This window comes from Klebsiella sp. HMSC16A12 (genome assembly GCF_001808265.1).
GTDB lineage: Bacteria > Pseudomonadota > Gammaproteobacteria > Enterobacterales > Enterobacteriaceae > Klebsiella > Klebsiella pneumoniae.
On the sequence record NZ_KV792611.1, the window covers coordinates 210,816 to 230,239 of the forward strand.

Consider the following 19,424-nt stretch of genomic DNA (forward strand, 5'->3'; position numbering starts at 1 on the left):
TTCCCGGCAGAGCTCTGCCCGATAACGCTATGACAGAACAACAAAAAATCACCTTCCCCCAGCTTTATCAACAGCTCGACGGCCTGATGCTGCGCGACAAAACGCGCTTTGCCCGCCGTCTGCACGGCGTGAAGAAGGTTAAAAATCCTGAATCGCAACAGGCCATTCTGCAGGAGATGGCGCTGGAGATAAGCCAGGCAGCCGGTAAAGTCCTGCTGCGCGAAGCGGCGCGTCCGGCCATCACCTATCCGGAAAACCTGCCGGTTAGCCAGAAAAAACAAGAGATTCTCGAGGCGGTGCGCGACCACCAGGTGGTGATCGTCGCCGGGGAGACCGGTTCGGGTAAAACCACCCAGTTGCCCAAAATCTGCATGGAGCTGGGGCGCGGGCTAAAAGGACTCATCGGCCATACCCAGCCGCGTCGCCTGGCGGCGCGGACCGTCGCCAATCGTATTGCCGAAGAGCTGCAGAGCGAGCCGGGCGGCTGCATCGGCTATAAAGTCCGCTTCAGCGACCACGTCAGCGAAAACACCATGGTTAAGCTAATGACCGACGGTATCCTGCTGGCGGAGATCCAGCAGGATCGTCTGTTGATGCAGTACGACACCATCATTATCGATGAGGCGCACGAGCGCAGTCTGAATATTGACTTTCTGCTCGGCTATCTGAAAGAGCTCCTGCCGCGCCGCCCGGACCTGAAAATCATCATTACCTCGGCGACCATCGACCCGGAACGTTTCTCAAAGCATTTCAATAATGCGCCGATTATCGAAGTCTCCGGGCGGACTTACCCGGTGGAAGTGCGCTATCGGCCGATAGTGGAAGAGGCGGACGATACCGAGCGCGATCAGTTACAGGCGATCTTTGATGCGGTTGACGAACTGGGGCGCGAAGGACCCGGCGATATTCTGATCTTTATGAGCGGTGAGCGGGAAATTCGCGATACCGCCGATGCGCTGAATAAGCTGGATCTGCGCCATACCGAAGTGCTGCCGCTGTACGCCCGCCTGTCCAACAGCGAGCAGAACCGCGTCTTCCAGCCGCACAGCGGACGACGCATCGTGCTGGCGACCAACGTGGCGGAAACCTCGCTGACCGTGCCGGGCATTAAATACGTTATCGATCCCGGTACTGCGCGTATCAGCCGTTACAGCTACCGCACCAAGGTGCAGCGCCTGCCGATCGAGCCGGTTTCCCAGGCGTCCGCCAACCAGCGTAAGGGCCGCTGCGGCCGCGTTTCGGAAGGGATCTGTATTCGTCTTTATTCAGAAGACGATTTCCTGTCGCGCCCGGAATTTACCGACCCGGAGATTCTGCGCACCAACCTGGCGTCGGTCATCCTGCAGATGACCGCCCTGGGCTTAGGCGATATCGCCGCCTTCCCGTTTGTCGAAGCGCCGGATAAGCGCAATATCCAGGACGGCGTACGCCTGCTGGAAGAGCTGGGCGCCATCACCACCGATGCGCAGGCAACGGCTTATAAACTAACCCCGCTGGGCCGCCAGCTCAGCCAGCTACCGGTGGATCCGCGTCTGGCGCGCATGGTGCTGGAGGCGCAGAAGCACGGCTGCGTGCGGGAAGCGATGATCATCACCTCCGCGCTGTCGATCCAGGACCCGCGCGAGCGGCCGATGGACAAACAGCAGGCCTCTGACGAAAAACACCGCCGCTTCCACGATAAAGAGTCCGATTTCCTCGCCTTCGTCAATCTGTGGAACTACCTCGGCGAGCAGCAGAAGGCGCTGTCGTCGAATCAGTTCCGCCGCCAGTGCCGGGTCGATTTTCTTAACTATCTGCGTGTGCGCGAGTGGCAGGACATCTACACCCAGCTGCGCCAGGTGGTGAAAGAGCTTGGCCTGCCGATCAACAGTGAGCCGGCGGAATATCGCGAGATCCATACTGCGTTGCTGACCGGTCTGCTGTCGCACATCGGCATGAAGGATGCCGATAAACAGGAGTATACCGGCGCCCGTAATGCGCGGTTCTCTATTTTCCCGGGTTCCGGCCTGTTTAAAAAGCCGCCGAAGTGGACGATGGTGGCCGAGCTGGTGGAGACCAGCCGGCTGTGGGGGCGTATTGCCGCCCGCATTGAGCCGGAGTGGGTGGAGCCGGTAGCGCAGCACCTGATCAAGCGCTCATACAGTGAGCCGCACTGGGAGCGGGCGCAGGGCGCGGTGATGGCGACGGAGAAGGTCACCGTCTACGGCCTGCCGATCGTCGCCGCGCGTAAGGTCAACTACAGCCAGATCGACCCGGCGCTGTGCCGCGAACTGTTTATCCGCCATGCGCTGGTGGAGGGCGACTGGCAGACGCGTCACGCCTTCTTCCGCGATAACCTGAAGCTGCGCGCGGAAATCGAAGAGCTGGAGCATAAGTCGCGCCGTCGCGACATCCTGGTTGATGACGAGACGCTGTTCGAGTTTTACGACCAGCGCATTAGCCACGATGTCATCTCCGCTCGCCACTTTGATAAGTGGTGGAAGCAGGCCAGCCGCGAAACGCCAGACTTGCTCAATTTTGAAAAGAGCATGCTGATTAAAGAGGGGGCAGAGCAGGTCAGTAAACTGGACTACCCGAATTTCTGGCATCAGGGCAACCTCAAGCTGCGTCTTAGCTATCAGTTTGAACCTGGCGCCGATGCCGATGGCGTAACGGTGCATATTCCGCTGCCGCTGCTCAACCAGGTAGAGGAGGCCGGGTTTGAATGGCAGATCCCTGGTCTGCGTCGCGAGCTGATTATCGCGCTGATAAAATCGCTGCCGAAGCCGGTACGGCGCAATTTCGTCCCGGCTCCCAACTATGCGGAAGCGTTTCTTGGCCGGGCGACGCCGCTTGAGCTGCCGCTGCTCGATTCGCTGGAGCGCGAGCTGCGTAAGATGACCGGCGTGACCATCGACCGCGAAGCCTGGCAGTGGGATCAGGTGCCCGATCACCTGAAAATCACCTTCCGGGTGGTGGATGATAAAAACAAGAAGCTGCAGGAAGGGCGCTCGCTGCAGGCGTTGAAAGACGCCCTGAAGGGCAAAGTGCAGGAGACGCTGTCGGCGGTCGCTGATGACGGTATTGAGCAGAGCGGGCTGCATATCTGGAGCTTTGGCACCCTGGCGGAAAGTTACGAACAGAAGCGCGGTAACTATAAGGTGAAAGCCTGGCCGGCGCTGGTGGACGAGCGCGACAGCGTGGCCATCAAGCTGTTTGATAATCCACAGGAACAGCAGCAGGCCATGTGGCGCGGTCTGCGTCGCCTGCTGCTGCTCAACATCCCGTCGCCGATTAAGTATCTGCACGAGAAACTACCGAATAAAGCCAAGCTTGGGCTCTACTTTAACCCGTACGGCAAAGTGCTGGATCTGATTGACGATTGCATCTCCTGCGGCGTTGATAAGCTTATCGACGAGGCGGGCGGTCCGGTGTGGACGGAAGAGGGCTTTAGTCAGCTGCACGATAAAGTGCGAGCCGAGCTCAACGACACGGTGGTGGAGATCGCTAAACAGGTCGAGCAGATCCTCACCGCGGTGTTCAATATCAACAAACGGCTGAAAGGCCGGGTGGATATGACCATGGCGCTGGGGCTGTCGGATATCAAAGCGCAGATGGCGGGTCTGGTGTATCGCGGCTTTGTCACCGGCAACGGTTTCCGCCGTCTTGGCGATACGCTGCGCTATCTGCAGGCGATTGAAAAGCGTCTGGAGAAGATGGCTATCGATCCGCACCGCGATCGGGCGCAGATGCTTAAGGTGGAGAGCGTGCAGCAGGCGTGGCAGCAGTGGCTGAATAAGCTACCGCCGAACCGCCGTGAGGACGACGATGTCCGGGAGATCCGCTGGATGATCGAGGAGCTGCGGGTCAGCTTCTTCGCCCAGCAGCTGGGCACCCCGTATCCTATCTCGGACAAGCGAGTGTTGCAGGCGATGGAGCAAATTACTCCATAGCCTGGCTGGTTGTCCCCGGTGGCGCTGCGCTTACCGGGGCTACTGGTCAGGCGTCCACGCTTAAGCGTTTACCCACGCCAGAGTAAAGCCGTCCCAGCCTTTAGTGCCCACGGTTTGCAGCGCCGTTGCCGTCAACCGCGGCTCGGCGCCCATCATCTCAATGAACTGACGCACGCCCTGAACGCGCTCGTCGGCGCTCTGTGGGTTGACCACTTCGCCGTCGCGTACCACGTTATCGCCAATAATTAGGGTTCCTGGGCGGGAATAACGTAGCGCCCAGCGCAGATAATGGGGATTATTCGGCTTATCGGCATCGATGAAGATCAGGTCGAAAGCGGGACATGCGCCAAGCGCCTCCAGGGACTGTAGCGCGGGTCCCTCCCGTAGCGTGACCCGCTGGTCAACGCCCGCCAGCTGCAGATTCTCCCGCGCCACCTGGGCATGATGCGCGTCGGCCTCCAGGGTGAGGAGTTGGCCGTCAGCAGGAAGCTCGCGCGCCATCCAGATGGTGCTATAGCCGCCGAGGGTGCCGATCTCCAGTATCCGCTTAGCCTGGGTTAGCCGTACCAGCAGGGCGAGAAACTGACCCTGATTGGCGGCGACATCGTGTGCCGGGAGCCCGGCACGATGGTTGTTTTCCAGTACCCGATCGAGCACAGGATCGCTGGGAATTAAGGCCTTAATCAAATAATTGTCTACTGCCGACCACTGTTGTTGCATATGACGCTTCCCCATTTAGCTCCCTGATGAGTCAGACCAGCCGCCTCCCAGCGCCCGGTACAGATCGATCTGCGCCAGCAGCAGGTTGTTCTTCACCTGCACCACGCTAAGCTGGGTGGAGAACAGCGTTCGCTGGGCATCAAGCACATCCAGATAAGAAGAGTAGCCGTTACGGTAGCGGTTTTGTGCAATACGTAAGGTTTCCTGGGCAACGGTCTCTTGTTCCTGAAGCTCGGTTAACTGTTCGCCATAGCGACTGATGGCGTCCAGGCTGTCATTAACCTCTTTGAACGCGCTGCGCACCGTTTTCTCATAGCTATAGAGCGCCTGGTTGCGCTGGGCCATGGAGACGTCCACCTGGGCATTTAACGCCTGGCGGTTTAGCAGCGGCGCCAGAATACTGCCGCCAAGACTCCACAGCCGCAGCGGGTTGTCCAGCAGATCCGGCAGCGTCCGGTCCTGCAGGCTGCCGGTAGCGGTCAGGTTAATAGAGGGCAGCAGCTGCGCCTGCGACGAGGCCAGCGTGGCGTCGGCGGCCACCAGCTGGCGCTCGGCCTGAGCGATGTCCGGACGGCGGTTGAGCAAGGTGGACGGCAGCTGCGACGGCAGACGCAGCGGGGTAAGCTGGGAGAACTCGCCGCGTTTTACCGCGCCAGGGTTATCGCCGAGCAGCACGCTGAGCGCATTTTCCTGCTGCGCAATCTGGTGCTGTAGCGGCGGGATCTGCGCCCGCGTTGACCGCAGCTCCGAATCCGCCTGCATCAGCTCAAGGCGTGAAGTATACCCGGTTTCAAACTGACGTTTGGCCAGGCGCCACGCGTCTTCCCTTGATGTTAGCGTCTGCTGGGTCACCCGCAGCTGCTCATCCAGCGACAGCAGCGTGACGTAGCCAACGGCCACCGAGCTGGCGACGCTCAAATTGGCGGCGGCGGCGGCGGCTTTCTGCGCCTCAAGGCTGGCGCCGGCGGCGTTGGCCGCGCTGCGGTTCGCTCCCCAGATATCGACATCATAGCTGGCGGTCAGGCCGCCCTTATACAGTGTGCTGTGGATCGGCAGGCCGGTGGCGGCGGACTGCGTCCGGGCGCGGGTGCCGGTGAGGCTGGCGTCCAGTGACGGAAACAGGCTGCTGTCGGCGGCGTAAGCGCGCGCCTGATACTCATTCACCCGCTCGCGGGCGATCAGCACATCGCTGTTATAGCGCAGCGCCTGGTCGACATACTGATTGAGGGTACTGTCATGAAAATTGCGCCACCATACGCCCTCCACCGGGCTGGCCGGGCCAACGTCGGCCCGCCAGGCGGCAGGAATGGTCAGGGTCGGCTGCGCGCGTTGCACATCGGCGGATTGACAGCCGACCAGCGCCAGAACGATAGCAAGGGCGACCGGGCGGATCATGGTTGTTTCTCCGCACGGGTATCAATAGTCACCTGCACCGACATCCCCGGCCGCAGGCGTTCGCTATTGTTTTGCCCGTCGTTGACCGTAATACGCACCGGGATGCGCTGGGCGATCTTGACGAAATTGCCGGTGGCGTTGTCCGGAGAGATGGCGCTGAACTCCACCCCGGTCGCCGGGGAGATACTCTGCACCTTGCCGTGGAAGGTCTCGCCGTTGAGCGCGTCTACGGTGAAGGTGACCGGCTGGCCAACGCGTACTTCGGCCAGCTGGGTCTCTTTGAGGTTGGCAATCACCCAGTGCTGCGGCGGAACCAGCGAGGTCAGATGGGTCCCGGCGCTGACATAGGCGCCAAGACGCACCGAGATCTGCCCCAGCTGGCCGCCGGTGGGGGCGATAATCTGGGTATTCTGCAGGTCGATCTGCGCCAGCTCAAGCGCCGCTTTGGCGCTGGCCACGTCGGCCTCCAGCGAATCGCGATTGACGATGGTCGATTCACGGTCCTGGCGCGACATCTCCAGCGCCGCTTTCGCCTGCTCAATATCCGCCGCCCCTTGCGCCGCGCTGGCCCGCGCCGAATCACGTTCGCGGATCGACAGCGAACCGTCGGCGGTTAACTGCTGGATGCGTTTTAAATCGGCCTGGATTTTCAGATTCTGCGCGCGGGCGTTTTGCAGCGCGGCTTCATTCTTGGCGATCGTCGCCTCGGCGCTTTTGCGCTGTTGCAGGTTATTGCGCAGCGCGGCCTCTTTCATCGCCAGGGTAGCCTGGGCCTGATGCACCCGCTGTTTATAGATGCGATCGTCTATCTGGAACAGCACCTCGCCCGGCTGGACAATCGCGAAATCTTTGACGTTGACGGCGGTGATATAGCCGTTGACCTTGCGGGCTAATAAAGGTGGTCTGCCCGCGCACATAGGCGTTGTCGGTAAACTGGCTATGACGAGTGAACGGCGGCAGTTGCCAGGCGTAGAGGATCACCAGCACGCCGACGAGGCCTATCGCCGCGGCGGTAAAAATGGAAACCACGCGAATATTATTCCGGGTGTTGGCCTGTTGTTTGGCCGCATCCTGCTGACTCATAACGACTCCAGAGATGAAATGATGATAATTATTTGCTGCCGGTAGCGCGTTGCAACGCGATACGGGCAGTCAGTCGTAAGCGAATTAAGCGCCAGAAAACCCACACTAGTGTCCCGGCGGAGATCGCCGCCGTCAGCAGATAGGTATCATTCCAGGCGAGAATATTGGCCTGCAGCGTCGCGGCGTTTTGCAGCAGGGTGGTGGCCTGAACGTTGAGTAGCGTACTGTCGCCAATCTGGCTCTGATACATCTGGCTGTACTGCTGCAGCCGCTCGACGATCAGCGGGTTCAGGGTGGTTATCTGGTCCGCCAGCTGGCTGGAGTGGAATTTCTCACGCCAGGTCTGGAAGGTGCCGAGGATCGCCGAGCCGAGCAGCCCGCCAATGTTCTGGCTCATGCCGAACAGCACCGAGAAGCTGACCAGGTTGCGCGGGTCGGCAAACACGCCGCCAATCCCGGCGAGCATCGCCGGGGCCAGAAAGAAGGCGCTGCCGAAGCCGAGTAAAAACTGGCTGAACATTAATTGTTCCGGACGGGTGAGGGCGTTGGACTGGCTGTCGAGCAGCGAGGCTATCATGATCAGCGCCAGCGCGGTGGCGGTCGGCCAGTAGAGCTTCTGCGGGTTGAGCGTCAGACAGCTGGCAATGATCCCGCACAGAATACCGGCGAAAATCGACCACGCGAGGTTAGTCATCTGTTCGTTTTGCAGGCCAACGTACTGCAGCCAGCCGATGACCCCGGTGTTCTGCTCCGCCAGCACGATGCGGATCAACAGCATAATCAGGCCCAGACGCACGATGCTGCCGCTGGAGAGCCATTTGGTATTGAGCAGGGGGTTGCTGCGGTTATGCTCGAAGGTAATCGCAGCGACGATCAGTATTACCGCCGCCGCCAGCGCCCAGCCGATCCACGGCGCTTCAAACCACCACTCGAGCCGCCCCAGCGACAGCACGGCGCACACCAGCGCCATGCCGGGCGCCAGCAGAAAGAAGGTAATGAAATCCTTTTTTTCGAACACTTTTTTACGATCGCTTGGCGGCAGTTTTAGCGCGATGACGCAGGCCAGCGACACCAGCGCCAGGCCCAGCTCAAAGAAGTAGAGACCGCGCCATTCATCGGTCTGCAGCAGTTCGGTGGAAAAGAGGCGCGCCAGGGGAATGGCTAGCGACGAGCCGGTGATGCCGATAGTCAGCCCTTTCAGGCGATGGCGCGCAGGCCAGGCCTGTACCTGGTAGTAAATCCCCAGCGAGCTGAGCGCCGCGGCCACCATGCCGTGGGCGGCGCGAACCATCATCGCTGAGCTGAGATCGTTGACGAAGAGGTGGAAAAAGGTGACCAGCACATAGAGCACCAAAAAGCCTTCGGTGAAAGCGCGCAGGCCAAACTGCTGGCGGAATTTCACCAGCAGCAGGTTGATGGAGACGTTGGTCATCACGTATACCGCCGGCAGCCAGGCGATTTCTGTCGACCAGGCGGCGAAGGTACCCTGCAGCAGCTGCAGGTTGGCGGTGACCACTGCGTTGCCCAGCGCGCCGGTGAGACATACCAGCAGACCGACCACGCCGTAGGCAAGGCGTTTCGCCGGACTGTGCAGCGGCGTCGACGGCGAACCGAGCAGAGCCGGTTTTTCATGCGGCGCCCAGTCATGCGGGGCGTAGGGGTTATCCTGGCGACGGGGCATTATTTCTTCTCCACTTCGCGCAACAGCTTTTCCAGCACCCGCTGGGTTTGCTCCTGCTCCTGTGGGGTAATCGCCGTCAGGATCTCTTCGCGCAGATCGTCAGCCACCGTTTTGACCTGTTCATAGAGGGCCTTCCCTTTGTCGGTGACCACCAGCAGTCGCTTACGTTTGTCGCTGGCGGTGGTGATGCGCTCAACCAGTCCGAGGGCGACCAGACGATGGATCAACGGCACAATGGTCGGGCTCTCCACCCCCAGCTCCTGCGCCAGTTCGCTTTGCGACAGCGGCTGCTGGTGGCGGGCGATGGACGCTACCGCCACCCAGCTGGCCTGGCTGAGACCGAGATTTTTCAGCCGACGATTGACCGCCAGCCGCCAGTGGTGCGCGGTGAGGTATAAAAGATGGGAGAAGGTAAGCTGTCGATTGTCCATAGGTCGTCTGTCAATATCGTTAGAGCTCTAACGATTTTATGCCGGATAACCGCCGGAGTTCAAGATGAAGGATAGAAATTGGTTAACGGTATGTACGTTAATTGTAGTTAATCTTCCGGCCGCGATCCGTGTCGTGCGGTCTGCTGACCGAGGATATTTTTATTCTGCGCCATCACCCAGGCGATAAAGGCCCGCAGGGGGGCGGGAATATGTTTCCGGCTTGGGTAGTAGACGCAGAAATGGTCGGCAGGATAGCGGTAGCCGGGTAACAAATGGACCAGGCTGCCCGCGCTCAGCTGCTGCGTCACCAGCGACTGATAGACAAAGGCGATGCCTAATCCGCTCTCCGCGGCCTGGATCATTGCGCTATCGGCATCGACGACCAGATCGCCTTTAACCGCGACCTCGCTAAGCTCGCCGCTGGGGCCAATAAACTCCCAGCGGTACTTCTCACCACCAGGAAAACAGCGGTTAATGCAGCGGAAATTAACTAATGACTGCGGGGTATCGGGCTCTCCGGCTTCGCGTATATAGTCCGGGCTGGCCACCGGGATCAGCGATAGTTTCTCGCCAAAGGGGATGGCAATCATCTCTTTGGGCACATCCTGCGAATAGCGAATGCCGGCGTCAAAACCGGACTCGATAATATTGACTTTCCGATCGGTGGCATACAGTTCGAGCGTCACATTGGGACAGGCGTTTTTAAAGGCGATAAAATAGTCTTGAAAAAACAGGTCAATAACAATGCGCGTTAAATTAACTTTCACCACGCCTTCCGGAGTCAGACGGTGATAATTCAGACTGTCCACCACCCGGCGATAATCATTGACCACCGGCGTTATATTATTAAGAAATTCCTCACCCACTGCGGTTAATGACAAACTGCGCGTTGAACGATTTAGCAGGCGCACGCCTAACTTTTCTTCCAGATGATTAATAGCGACGGTAAGGGCCGGTGGGGAAAGGTTTAACGCTTTAGCGGCCTGACGAAAACTGCCATGTTTCACTATGAGTATTAATATTTCTATTTGTTGCAGATCGGGCAAGGTTTTCATTGTTAATTTCCAGCTAACACCGCGTTCGGAATAGATTAATTGTTATCAATATGAAAGGGAAGTATATATTTAATGCCATTCAGCAATTAAGGAAAATAAGATGAAAACACGTTATCTTGGAAAAGAGAAGTTTCAGGTTTCCGCATTAGGTCTCGGATGTATGGGGATGAGTTTTGCCTATGGCGGGGCTGAAACGTCGCAGGCGATAAATACGATCCATGCCGCCATGGACATGGGCGTGACCTTCCTGGATACCGCCGAAGTATATGGTCCTTTCGATAATGAAGTTCTGGTCGGAAAAGCGATTAAAGGTTTTCGCGATAAGGTGCAGATTGCCACCAAATTTGGATTTCGTATTTTGCCGACCGGCCAGGGTCTGGAGCGGATGGCCGGCGTTGACAGCCGTCCGGCACATATTCGCGAATCAGTGGAAGGGTCGCTGAAGCGACTGAATGTCGAGACCATCGATCTGCTCTATCAGCACCGCGTCGATCCCGCGGTACCGGTGGAAGAGGTGGTGGGCACTATGGCCGATCTGGTTAAAGAGGGTAAAATTCGCCATATCGGTCTGTCGGAAGTATCTGCTCAGACGCTGCGCCGGGCCTGCAAGGTACATCCGATCGCTGCCGTGCAGACGGAATATTCGCTATGGAGCCGCGAGCCGGAGGGCGGTATTCTCCACACCTGCCGCGAGCTGGGGGTCGGCTTTGTGCCATACAGCCCGCTTGGCCGCGGCTTCCTGACGGGGACAATTACCGATCCCGGCGTTTTGGCAGCGGATGATTTCCGCCGCCATCTGCCGCGCTTCCAGGCCGAAACCATGCGCAAAAACCAGCTGCTGCTTGAGCGCCTTCAGCAGGTGGCCACCCGCTATGACGCGACCCTTGCGCAGATTGCCCTTGCCTGGGTGATGAGCAAAGGCGAGGATATCGTGCCTATCCCGGGGGCGAGGAAAATTGCTCACCTGCGCGACAATGCCGGCGCCGCGAATATTACCCTCGCGCCGGAGGACATCCTCACCATCGAACATATTTTCACTGCCGACAACGTCACTGGCTTACGCTATACCCAGGGCGACTTTGATTTAATCGAAAAATAATCCCCTGCGGGCAGCGGATGGTTATTACTTGCGTGACGTTGTCACCTTTACCGAACAACTCCTCGTCAGATAGCGCACATCCTCGGCGGTTAACGGCGCGGCAAAGAAAAAAGGGGCGGCGCAAGGCCACCCCTGATGCGGTTGCTGATGGGGATCAGCCCGGGTAGATGCCGCGGTCTTTACGCGCCATCAGGATGCGCTCGCAGGCCACGATATAGGCGGCGGTGCGCAGCGTACACTCTTTCTCGGCGGCTTTATCCCAGACGTGCACGATAGCGTCGGTCATAATGCGGTCCATTTTGGCGTTGATCTCCTCTTCGCTCCAGAAGAAGCTGGCCATGTCCTGTACCCACTCAAAGTAGCTGACGGTCACCCCGCCGGCGTTGCAGATAACGTCCGGCACCACGATCACGCCGCGCTCGGCCAGCACGTCGTCTGCTTCCGGATAGGTTGGGCCGTTGGCCCCTTCCAGCACCAGTTTGCAGGTCAGCTTCTCCGCGCGCTCGCGGGTGATTTGCCCTTCCAGCGCCGCCGGGATCAGGATGTCCATCGGAGTGGTCCAGAAGGCGTCTTTATCGATCTCCTGGGCGCCCGGGAAACCGGCAATCTGCTTTTTCTCCGCCTGCCAGGCGGTGAGGGCGGCCATATCGATTCCGCCTTCGTTATACAGGGTCGCGGTATGATCCTGAATAACCACGATACGAGCGCCGACGCCGGCGAACAGGCGGGCCGCTTCGCTACCGACGTTACCAAAGCCCTGCAGCGCCACTTTGGCGCCTTCAATTTCGATACCGGCGCGACGGGCAACTTCCCGGCCGGTGACAAACACGCCGCGTCCGGTGGCTTTTTCACGACCGAGGGAGCCGCCGAGGTGGATCGGTTTGCCGGTGACCACGCCGGTGATGGTGGTGCCATGGTTCATGGAGTAGGTGTCCATCATCCATGCCATCACTTTGCCATTGGTGCCGACGTCCGGCGCCGGAATATCTTTCTGCGGCCCGATAATAATGCCGATTTCGCTGGTGTAGCGGCGGGTCAGACGCTCCAGTTCACCTTCCGACAAGGAGAAGGGGTCGACGCGGATGCCGCCTTTGGCCCCGCCGTAAGGAATATTGACCGCGGCGCACTTAATGGTCATCCAGGCAGAAAGTGCCATGACTTCGTTAAGATCGACATCCGGATGGTAGCGAACACCACCTTTACCCGGTCCGCGCGACAGATTGTGCTGAACGCGATAGCCCTCGAAGTGGCGGATGGTGCCGTCGTCCATTTGCACAGGAATGTCGACGATCAGCGCGCGCTTCGGATGGCGCAGGGTTTCCACCCAGTAGGCAAGATCGCCGAGATAAGGCGCGACGCGGTCGATCTGGCGCAGGTAGGTGGTCCATGGAGATGTACTACTTTCAGATGCGTAAGATAACTTTTCCATAAGAGTCCTGTTTCTCAGTGTTATTTATGTCGTGTAAACCGTGGAATAGCTACAGCAGTAAACTCTGTGCAATGAATGGTATCACCAATTTTATAAAGCGGTATTTGACGGCAATTCCGATTTTTAAATTTTTGTTAGATTTTTTATTTTTTAAGTGAATAACTACGCATGTCAACCACCCGCAAGCTGTGCATTTTAATTCACTTTTTATTCACTTAAGTGCATAAGAAAATATTTTTTCTATGTTTTTCATTATCTTGATGATCTTCAAAAAGTGAATAAATTGCTTTTGCCCGTATTGACAATCTTGTTGTTCACAGGCCAGCATTAGCCCACACAACAACATGGCATTAACCATGAATTAACAATTACCCGTAAAAAGAATAGGGCTTTATTTTTCTGTGGTGAATATTTTTACCATCGCAGCGGGTGCGCTCGTGCCCAAAATAAGCCGAGGGGCAGGGTTATGTCGATTGTCCAACGCGACGGGAGCGTTTTCCGTCGTCTTACGTTCCGGAGATAAATTATGTCAGGCAGTATGACTCGCGAAGATTTTGACGCTTACCTGGTTCCCTGTTTTGCCCCCGCGCCGTTTATTCCGGTCAGAGCGGCGGGCTCCCGCGTCTGGGACCAGCAGGGGAAAGAGTATATCGATATGGCGGGCGGCATCGCAGTGAACGCCCTGGGCCATGCTCACCCGGCGCTGGCTCAGGCCCTGCAGGATCAACTGGCGAAACTGTGGCATATCGGCAATGGCTATACCAACGAGCCGGTGCTGCAGCTGGCAAAAACCCTCGTGCAGTCGACCTTTGCCGACAAGGTGTTTTTCTGCAACTCCGGCGCCGAAGCCAACGAGGCGGCCCTTAAGCTGGCGCGGAAATATGCCCACGATAAGTTTGGCGGTGAAAAAAGCGAAATCATCGCCTTCAACCACGCCTTCCACGGCCGCACGCTGTTCACCGTCTCCGTTGGCGGCCAGCCGAAATATTCCAGCGATTATGCTCCGCTGCCGCAGGGCATTACCCATCTGCCCTATAACGATATCGAGGCGGTCACCGCGGCGATCTCCTCGCGCACCTGCGCGGTGATCGTCGAGCCGATTATCGGCGAAGGCGGGGTGATCCCGGCGGACCCGGCGTTCCTGCAGGCGCTGCGTACCCTCTGCGATCGCCATCATGCCACCCTGATATTCGATGAGGTGCAGACCGGCGCCGGGCGTACCGGCCATCTCTACGCCTACCAGCATTACAACGTCGTCCCGGACATTCTCACCAGCGCCAAAGGGCTGGGGGGCGGCTTCCCGATCGGCGCGATGCTGGCGAAAGAGGCCTGGGCGCAGGTCTTCCAGCCAGGCACCCATGGCACCACCTTCGGCGGCAACCCGCTGGCGGCAACCGTCGCTAACGCCGTGCTGGCCCATCTCGATGCGCCGCTGCTGGCGGGCGTTGGCGAGCGCCATGCGCTGATCGTTGACCAGTTGAATGCGATCTCTGCCCGTTACGATGCGTTCAGCGCCGTGCGCGGCACCGGTCTGCTGATCGGCGCTGAGCTGGCGGGGCCGCTGCGCGGCAAGGCCAAAACGTTGACCAACCTGGCGGCGGAAGAGGGGCTGATCGCCCTGATTGCCGGCCCGGACGTGCTGCGCTTCGCGCCGGCGCTCAATATCCCGCTGGCGGATATTGCGGAAGCCTTCGTGCGCCTTGATCGCGCCGTTGCCCGCTTAACCCGCTAACCGGGAGGACGGCCTGTGATGCTATTTCGTCCCGTACGGGAAAACGATCTCGACGACATCGTCCGCCTCGCCGCGCGGGCGGGGGTCGGCATGACCTCTTTACCGCATGACGTCGGGCGCCTGGCGGCCCGGATCCGGCGCAGTATCGAGACCTTCGCCGGCGAACTGCCGCGCAGCCAGCAGGGTTTCCTGTTTGTGCTGGAGGACACCGCGCTGGCGCGGGTGGTGGGGGTGAGCGCCATTGAGGTCGCAGTGGGCCTGGACGAGCCGTTTTACAATTTTCGCATTCAGAAAACGGTACGCGCCTCGAAAGCGCTGGGAGTCTATAAGCCCCAGGAGCTGCTTAATCTCAGCTATGACCACACCGGGCACAGCGAACTGTGTACGCTGTTTCTCGACCCGGCGTATCAGCGCAACCGCAATGGTCTGCTGCTCTCCAAGGCGCGCTTTTTATTTATCGCCGCCTTTCGCGAGTGGTTCTCCCCGCACCTGTTTGCCGAACTGCGCGGCTGCAGCGATGAGCAGGGACAGTCGCCGTTCTGGGATGCGCTGGGCCATCATTTCTTCGACATCCCGTTCGCCGATGCCGACCGGCTGACCGGCACCGGCATGAAAACCTTTATTGCCGAACTGATGCCGGCGTACCCGATCTATATCTCACTGCTGCCGGAAGCGGCCCGCGGGGTCATCGGTCAGGTGCATCCCAATACCGCCCCGGCGCGGGCGATCCTCGAGAAAGAGGGTTTCAGCTGGCGCGGCTCGGTGGATATTTTCGATGCCGGTCCGGTGCTGGAGGCGGACACCGATCAGATCCGCGCCGTGCGCGACAGCCAGCGCCTGCCTGTCCGGCAGCTGATGGGCGACCTGCCGGCGCCAACCCTCGTCGCCAACGGTCAATTCGACAACTTTCGGGCGCTGCTGGTGGCCCACGAAGAGCAGGTCTCGCTTGACAGCGCCGCGCTGGACGCGCTGCAGGTCAGTGAAACCGACCGCGTTTATACGGTAACCCTGAATCCAGAGGACAACAGATCATGGCGGTAAAAGCACAGTTTATAGCCGGGCAGTGGCTGCCAGGCAGCGGCGCAACGATGAGCAAACTGGCCCCGGAGGATCAGTCGCTGCTGTGGCAGGCGGCCAGCGCGGGGGCTGACGACGTCCAGGCGGCCTGCGCCGCGGCGCGCGCGGCGTTTTATCCCTGGTCGCACCGGCCGCTGGCCGAGCGTATTGACGTCGTACAGCGTTTTGCCGCGCTGCTGGAGACGCATAAAGAGGCGCTGGCGACCCTGATTTCCCGCGAGACCAGCAAGCCGCTGTGGGAGACCCGCACCGAAGTGCAGGCGATGATCGGCAAGGCCGCGATCTCCATCGAAGCCTATCACCAGCGGACGGGCTTTCATGAGTCGACGCTGCCGGACGGTAAAGCGCTGCTGCGCCACAAACCGCACGGCGTGATGGCGGTCTTTGGCCCCTACAACTTCCCGGGCCACCTGCCCAACGGACATATCATTCCGGCGCTGATCGCCGGGAACACCATTGTGTTTAAACCCAGCGAGCTGACGCCGGCTACCGCTGAAATGACCGTCCAGCTGTGGCAGCAGGCGGGCATCCCCGACGGGGCGATCAACCTGCTGCAGGGCGGAAAAGCCACCGGCCAGGCGCTGCTGGAAAATCGTGATATCGACGGCGTGCTGTTCACCGGCAGCGCGGCGGCCGGTTTCCACTTCCATCGCTACTTCGGCGGCCAGCCGGAGAAGATGCTGGCCCTCGAGATGGGCGGCAACAACGCACTGATCGTCGCCGACGTGGCCGATATCGATGCGGCGCTGCATGTGATTATCCAGTCGGCGTTTATCTCTGCCGGGCAGCGCTGCACCTGCGCGCGCCGGCTGATCGTGCCGCGCGGCGAGCAGGGGGATGCGCTGCTGCAGCGGCTGGTAGAGGCCAGCGCGCAGATCCGCGCCGGCAAGTGGGATGATCAGCCGGCGCCGTTTATGGGCGGGGTGATCTCTCTCGACGCTGCGCAGAACATGCTGGCGGCGCAGCAAAAACTGGAGGGGCTCGGCGGCAAGGTGCTGCTGCGCATGCGCCAGCCTGACCCGCGCTCCACGGTGCTGACCCCGGGGATCGTCGACGTCACCGGTATTGAGGTGCCGGATGAAGAGTACTTTGGCCCGCTGCTGACGATTATCCGTTACGACGGCTTCCCGGAGGCGATTCGCCTCGCCAATCAGACCCGCTATGGCCTGGCCGTCGGGCTGATCTCCAGTGATGCGGCGCAGTTTGATCAGCTGGCGGACGAGGCGCGAGCCGGGATCGTCAACTGGAACAAGCCGCTGACCGGCGCATCGAGTAAAGCGCCGTTTGGCGGGGTGGGCGCCTCCGGCAACCATCGCGCGGCAGCGTGGTATGCCGCCGATTACTGTGCCTGGCCGATGGCCTCTCTGGTCAGCGATACGCTGACGCTTCCGGCGACGGTATCGCCGGGCCTGCCATTCTGATAACGGATCCTGTGAGGACATATGTCTGGTTTTGAAGCAAACTTTGATGGCCTGGTCGGCCCGACGCACCACTACGCCGGACTCTCCGTCGGCAATGAAGCCTCGCAAAATAACCGCGATGGTCTCTCTAACCCTAAAAAGGCGGCGCTGCAGGGGCTGTATAAAATGAAAGCCCTGGCCGACCGCGGCTTCGTACAGGGCATTCTGCCGCCGCAGCCGCGGCCGAATCTGCGTCTGCTGCGCGAAGTGGGTTTCCAGGGCAGCGATGAGCAGGTTATCCGGCAGGCGGCCCACGCGGCGCCGCAGCTGCTCTCCGCCTTCAGCTCCGCCTCGTCGATGTGGACCGCCAACGCGGCGACCGTCTCACCGTCGGCGGACAGCGCCGATGGCAAAGTCCATTTCACCGTCGCCAACCTGAACAATAAGCTGCACCGTATGCAGGAGGCGCCCACCACCTCGGCGATCCTTGGCGCCACGTTCGCCGATCCGCGCTACTTTGCCCACCATGCGGCGCTGCCGCAGCATGGCGACCTCGGCGATGAAGGGGCGGCCAACCATAACCGCTTCTGCCGGGAATATGACCGGCAGGGGGTGCAGTTTTTCGTCTATGGTCGACGCGCCAGCGGCGGTATCGCCCCGGTGAAGTATCCGGCGCGGCAGACCCTCGAGGCCAGCGAAGCGGTGGCCCGCCTGCATCAGCTGGATCCGCGCTACACGGTGTTTGCCCAGCAGGCGCCGCAGGCTATCGATCGCGGCGTGTTTCATAACGACGTCATCGCGGTCAGCAATCGCCATGTGCTGTTCCACCATCAGCAGGCGTTTGTCGATCAGGCTACAGTGCTGGCCACGCTGCGGGCTAAAAGCGACAGTCTGGATATCCCGTTCACCAGCGTGGAAGTGCCGGACGAGCGGGTTTCGCTCGACGACGCCGTGGCCTCATACCTGTTCAACAGCCAGCTGCTGAGCAAACCAGACGGCAAGATGCTGATCGTGGTGCCGGAGGAGTGCCGCCAGCGGGAAAACGTCTGGCGCTATCTCAGCGATCTCGCCGCCGATAGCGCATCGCCGATCGATGAAGTGGCGGTCTTTGACCTGCGGGAAAGCATGCGCAACGGCGGCGGCCCGGCCTGTCTGCGGCTGCGAGTGGTGCTCAACGAGGCGGAGCGCCAGGCGGTCAACGCCCATAGCCTGATGAACGACGAACGTTATCAGCAGCTGACGGCATGGGTGGAAAAACACTATCGCGACCGGCTGCATGCCCGCGATCTGGCGGACCCGCAGCTGCTGCGCGAGGTTTATCAGGCGCTGGATGAGCTGACGCAGATCCTGCGCCTCGGCGCGGTCTATGATTTTCAGCGTTAAGGAGCGGCAGATGGAGCACCTGGTTAACGATTTACTGCACTGCCGCCTGCAGGCGTGGACCTTTCCGGCGGGCATCGAGGCCCGCTGGCTGGGCGAGGGCATTTTACAGCTGCTGCCGACGGCGCCGTGGCGCCGGGCGACGATCCTCTCCGCCGGCGTGCATGGCAATGAGACCGCGCCGATTGAACTGCTGCTGCAGCTAACCCACGATCTGAGCCAGGGGCGGCAGCCGCTCACGCAGGCGCTGCTGATCGTCTTTGGTAATCTGCCGGCGATCCGCGCCGCGCGCCGCTATCTGCATAACGACCTGAATCGCCTGTTCGGCGGCCGCCATCTGGCGGTCACCCCGGGAAATGAGTCGCGGCGGGCTTTTGCGCTGGAGCAGGCGGTGCAGGCTTTTTATCGCGCCGCCGATGCGGCGGGGCCGGTCAACCGTGGTCATCTCGATATGCACACCGCCATTCGCGGATCGCTGTATCGCCAGTTTGCGCTGCTCCCGGCCCACGCCGGGGATTTTTCGCCCGATTTCTATCAGCTGCTGCAGGCCAGCGGGATGGACGCCGTCGTGCGCCATACCGAAGCGGGCGGCACCTTCACCCATTTCACCTGCGAAAAGTTCGCCGCGCAAAGCGCCACCCTGGAGCTGGGGAAAGTGATGCCGTTCGGCGCCAACGATCTCAGCCTGTTCGCCGCCGCCGACGCGGCGATCCGGGCCTGGATCGCTGACGCGCCGCTGCCGCCGCGCGACAAAGCGCCGGTGGACTACTTCCTGGTCGAGGAGAGCATCATCAAGCGCGAGGGGGAATTTACGCTTAATCTCGCGGCAGACGTTGAAAACTTCACCGCGCTCCCGGCAGGGTATGAGATCGCCCGCCAGGCAGAGAAACGTTGGGTGGTGCAGGCCCGGGCCCCCTATATCCTCTTTCCCAACGCCGGGGTCGCCACCGGCCAGCGCGCCGGGCTGTTGCTCCGCGCCGCTGCCCTTCGTCTCCCGCAACCAGCCTGAG

At 60.2% G+C, this 19,424-nt stretch carries 13 protein-coding genes and 2 pseudogenes; 7 read left to right on the forward strand and 8 right to left on the reverse strand.

Going from position 1 to position 19,424, the window contains the following annotated elements:
* The first annotated feature begins 29 nt into the window (after positions 1 to 29).
* Positions 30 to 3,932, forward strand: a complete 3,903-nt coding sequence (gene hrpA / locus HMPREF3140_RS14245) for an ATP-dependent RNA helicase HrpA (RefSeq protein ID WP_032411427.1) — start codon at positions 30 to 32, stop codon at positions 3,930 to 3,932.
* Positions 3,933 to 3,992: 60 nt separating this feature from the next.
* Here hrpA and HMPREF3140_RS14250 read toward each other — a convergent pair whose 3' ends face one another.
* The 6 genes and pseudogenes from HMPREF3140_RS14250 to HMPREF3140_RS14275 form a co-directional block, all read right to left on the reverse strand.
* A complete protein-coding gene (locus HMPREF3140_RS14250; RefSeq protein ID WP_077253730.1) occupies positions 3,993 to 4,667 on the reverse strand; it encodes an O-methyltransferase in 675 nt (224 codons plus the stop codon).
* Complete coding sequence (locus HMPREF3140_RS14255; protein ID WP_032411428.1) at positions 4,668 to 6,047, reverse strand: efflux transporter outer membrane subunit; 1,380 nt, start codon at positions 6,045 to 6,047, stop codon at positions 4,668 to 4,670.
* Positions 6,044 to 7,130: pseudogene (locus HMPREF3140_RS14260) on the reverse strand (HlyD family secretion protein). Before HMPREF3140_RS14260 ends, HMPREF3140_RS14255 begins: the two are co-directional and overlap by 4 nt.
* Before the next feature lie 28 nt (positions 7,131 to 7,158).
* Positions 7,159 to 8,811 (reverse strand): annotated as a pseudogene (locus HMPREF3140_RS14265) (MFS transporter).
* Positions 8,811 to 9,242 (reverse strand): MarR family winged helix-turn-helix transcriptional regulator, encoded by a 432-nt coding sequence (locus HMPREF3140_RS14270; protein ID WP_002902969.1) that lies wholly within the window; start codon positions 9,240 to 9,242, stop codon positions 8,811 to 8,813. The pseudogene HMPREF3140_RS14265 and the gene HMPREF3140_RS14270 overlap by 1 nt, the downstream one beginning before the upstream one ends.
* 107 nt (positions 9,243 to 9,349) lie before the next feature.
* On the reverse strand, positions 9,350 to 10,297 hold the full coding sequence (locus HMPREF3140_RS14275; RefSeq protein ID WP_070553017.1) for a LysR family transcriptional regulator: 948 nt from the start codon (positions 10,295 to 10,297) through the stop codon (positions 9,350 to 9,352).
* 100 nt (positions 10,298 to 10,397) lie between these two features.
* Here HMPREF3140_RS14275 and HMPREF3140_RS14280 point away from each other — a divergent pair, with 100 nt between their 5' ends.
* Positions 10,398 to 11,396: an aldo/keto reductase gene (locus tag HMPREF3140_RS14280; RefSeq protein ID WP_004210325.1), complete on the forward strand. Its 999-nt coding sequence runs from the start codon at positions 10,398 to 10,400 to the stop codon at positions 11,394 to 11,396.
* 154 nt (positions 11,397 to 11,550) lie between these two features.
* Here the strand turns inward: HMPREF3140_RS14280 and HMPREF3140_RS14285 are convergent, their stop codons facing one another.
* Together HMPREF3140_RS14285 and HMPREF3140_RS28825 are read right to left on the reverse strand one after the other, a co-directional pair.
* Complete coding sequence (locus tag HMPREF3140_RS14285; RefSeq protein ID WP_004151574.1) at positions 11,551 to 12,825, reverse strand: Glu/Leu/Phe/Val family dehydrogenase; 1,275 nt, start codon at positions 12,823 to 12,825, stop codon at positions 11,551 to 11,553.
* 211 nt (positions 12,826 to 13,036) lie between these two features.
* Positions 13,037 to 13,183, reverse strand: a complete 147-nt coding sequence (locus tag HMPREF3140_RS28825; protein ID WP_004224524.1) for a hypothetical protein — start codon at positions 13,181 to 13,183, stop codon at positions 13,037 to 13,039.
* A 168-nt stretch (positions 13,184 to 13,351) separates the two neighbouring features.
* Here HMPREF3140_RS28825 and HMPREF3140_RS14295 point away from each other — a divergent pair, with 168 nt between their 5' ends.
* The 5 genes from HMPREF3140_RS14295 to astE are packed head-to-tail and all read left to right on the forward strand — an operon-like array spanning position 13,352 to position 19,423.
* The gene (locus HMPREF3140_RS14295) at positions 13,352 to 14,557 is read left to right on the forward strand and encodes an aspartate aminotransferase family protein (protein WP_004176366.1); all 1,206 of its coding nucleotides are present in this window, start codon (positions 13,352 to 13,354) and stop codon (positions 14,555 to 14,557) included.
* A gap of 18 nt (positions 14,558 to 14,575) precedes the next feature.
* Complete coding sequence (astA, locus tag HMPREF3140_RS14300; RefSeq protein ID WP_004140076.1) at positions 14,576 to 15,598, forward strand: arginine N-succinyltransferase; 1,023 nt, start codon at positions 14,576 to 14,578, stop codon at positions 15,596 to 15,598.
* A complete protein-coding gene (astD, locus tag HMPREF3140_RS14305; RefSeq protein ID WP_004210329.1) occupies positions 15,589 to 17,055 on the forward strand; it encodes a succinylglutamate-semialdehyde dehydrogenase in 1,467 nt (488 codons plus the stop codon). Before astA ends, astD begins: the two co-directional genes overlap by 10 nt.
* 21 nt (positions 17,056 to 17,076) lie before the next feature.
* Complete coding sequence (gene astB, locus HMPREF3140_RS14310) at positions 17,077 to 18,417, forward strand: N-succinylarginine dihydrolase (protein ID WP_004148240.1); 1,341 nt, start codon at positions 17,077 to 17,079, stop codon at positions 18,415 to 18,417.
* Between the two features lie 10 nt (positions 18,418 to 18,427).
* Positions 18,428 to 19,423 (forward strand): succinylglutamate desuccinylase, encoded by a 996-nt coding sequence (gene astE, locus HMPREF3140_RS14315; RefSeq protein WP_032410294.1) that lies wholly within the window; start codon positions 18,428 to 18,430, stop codon positions 19,421 to 19,423.
* The last annotated feature ends 1 nt before the right edge of the window (position 19,424 follow it).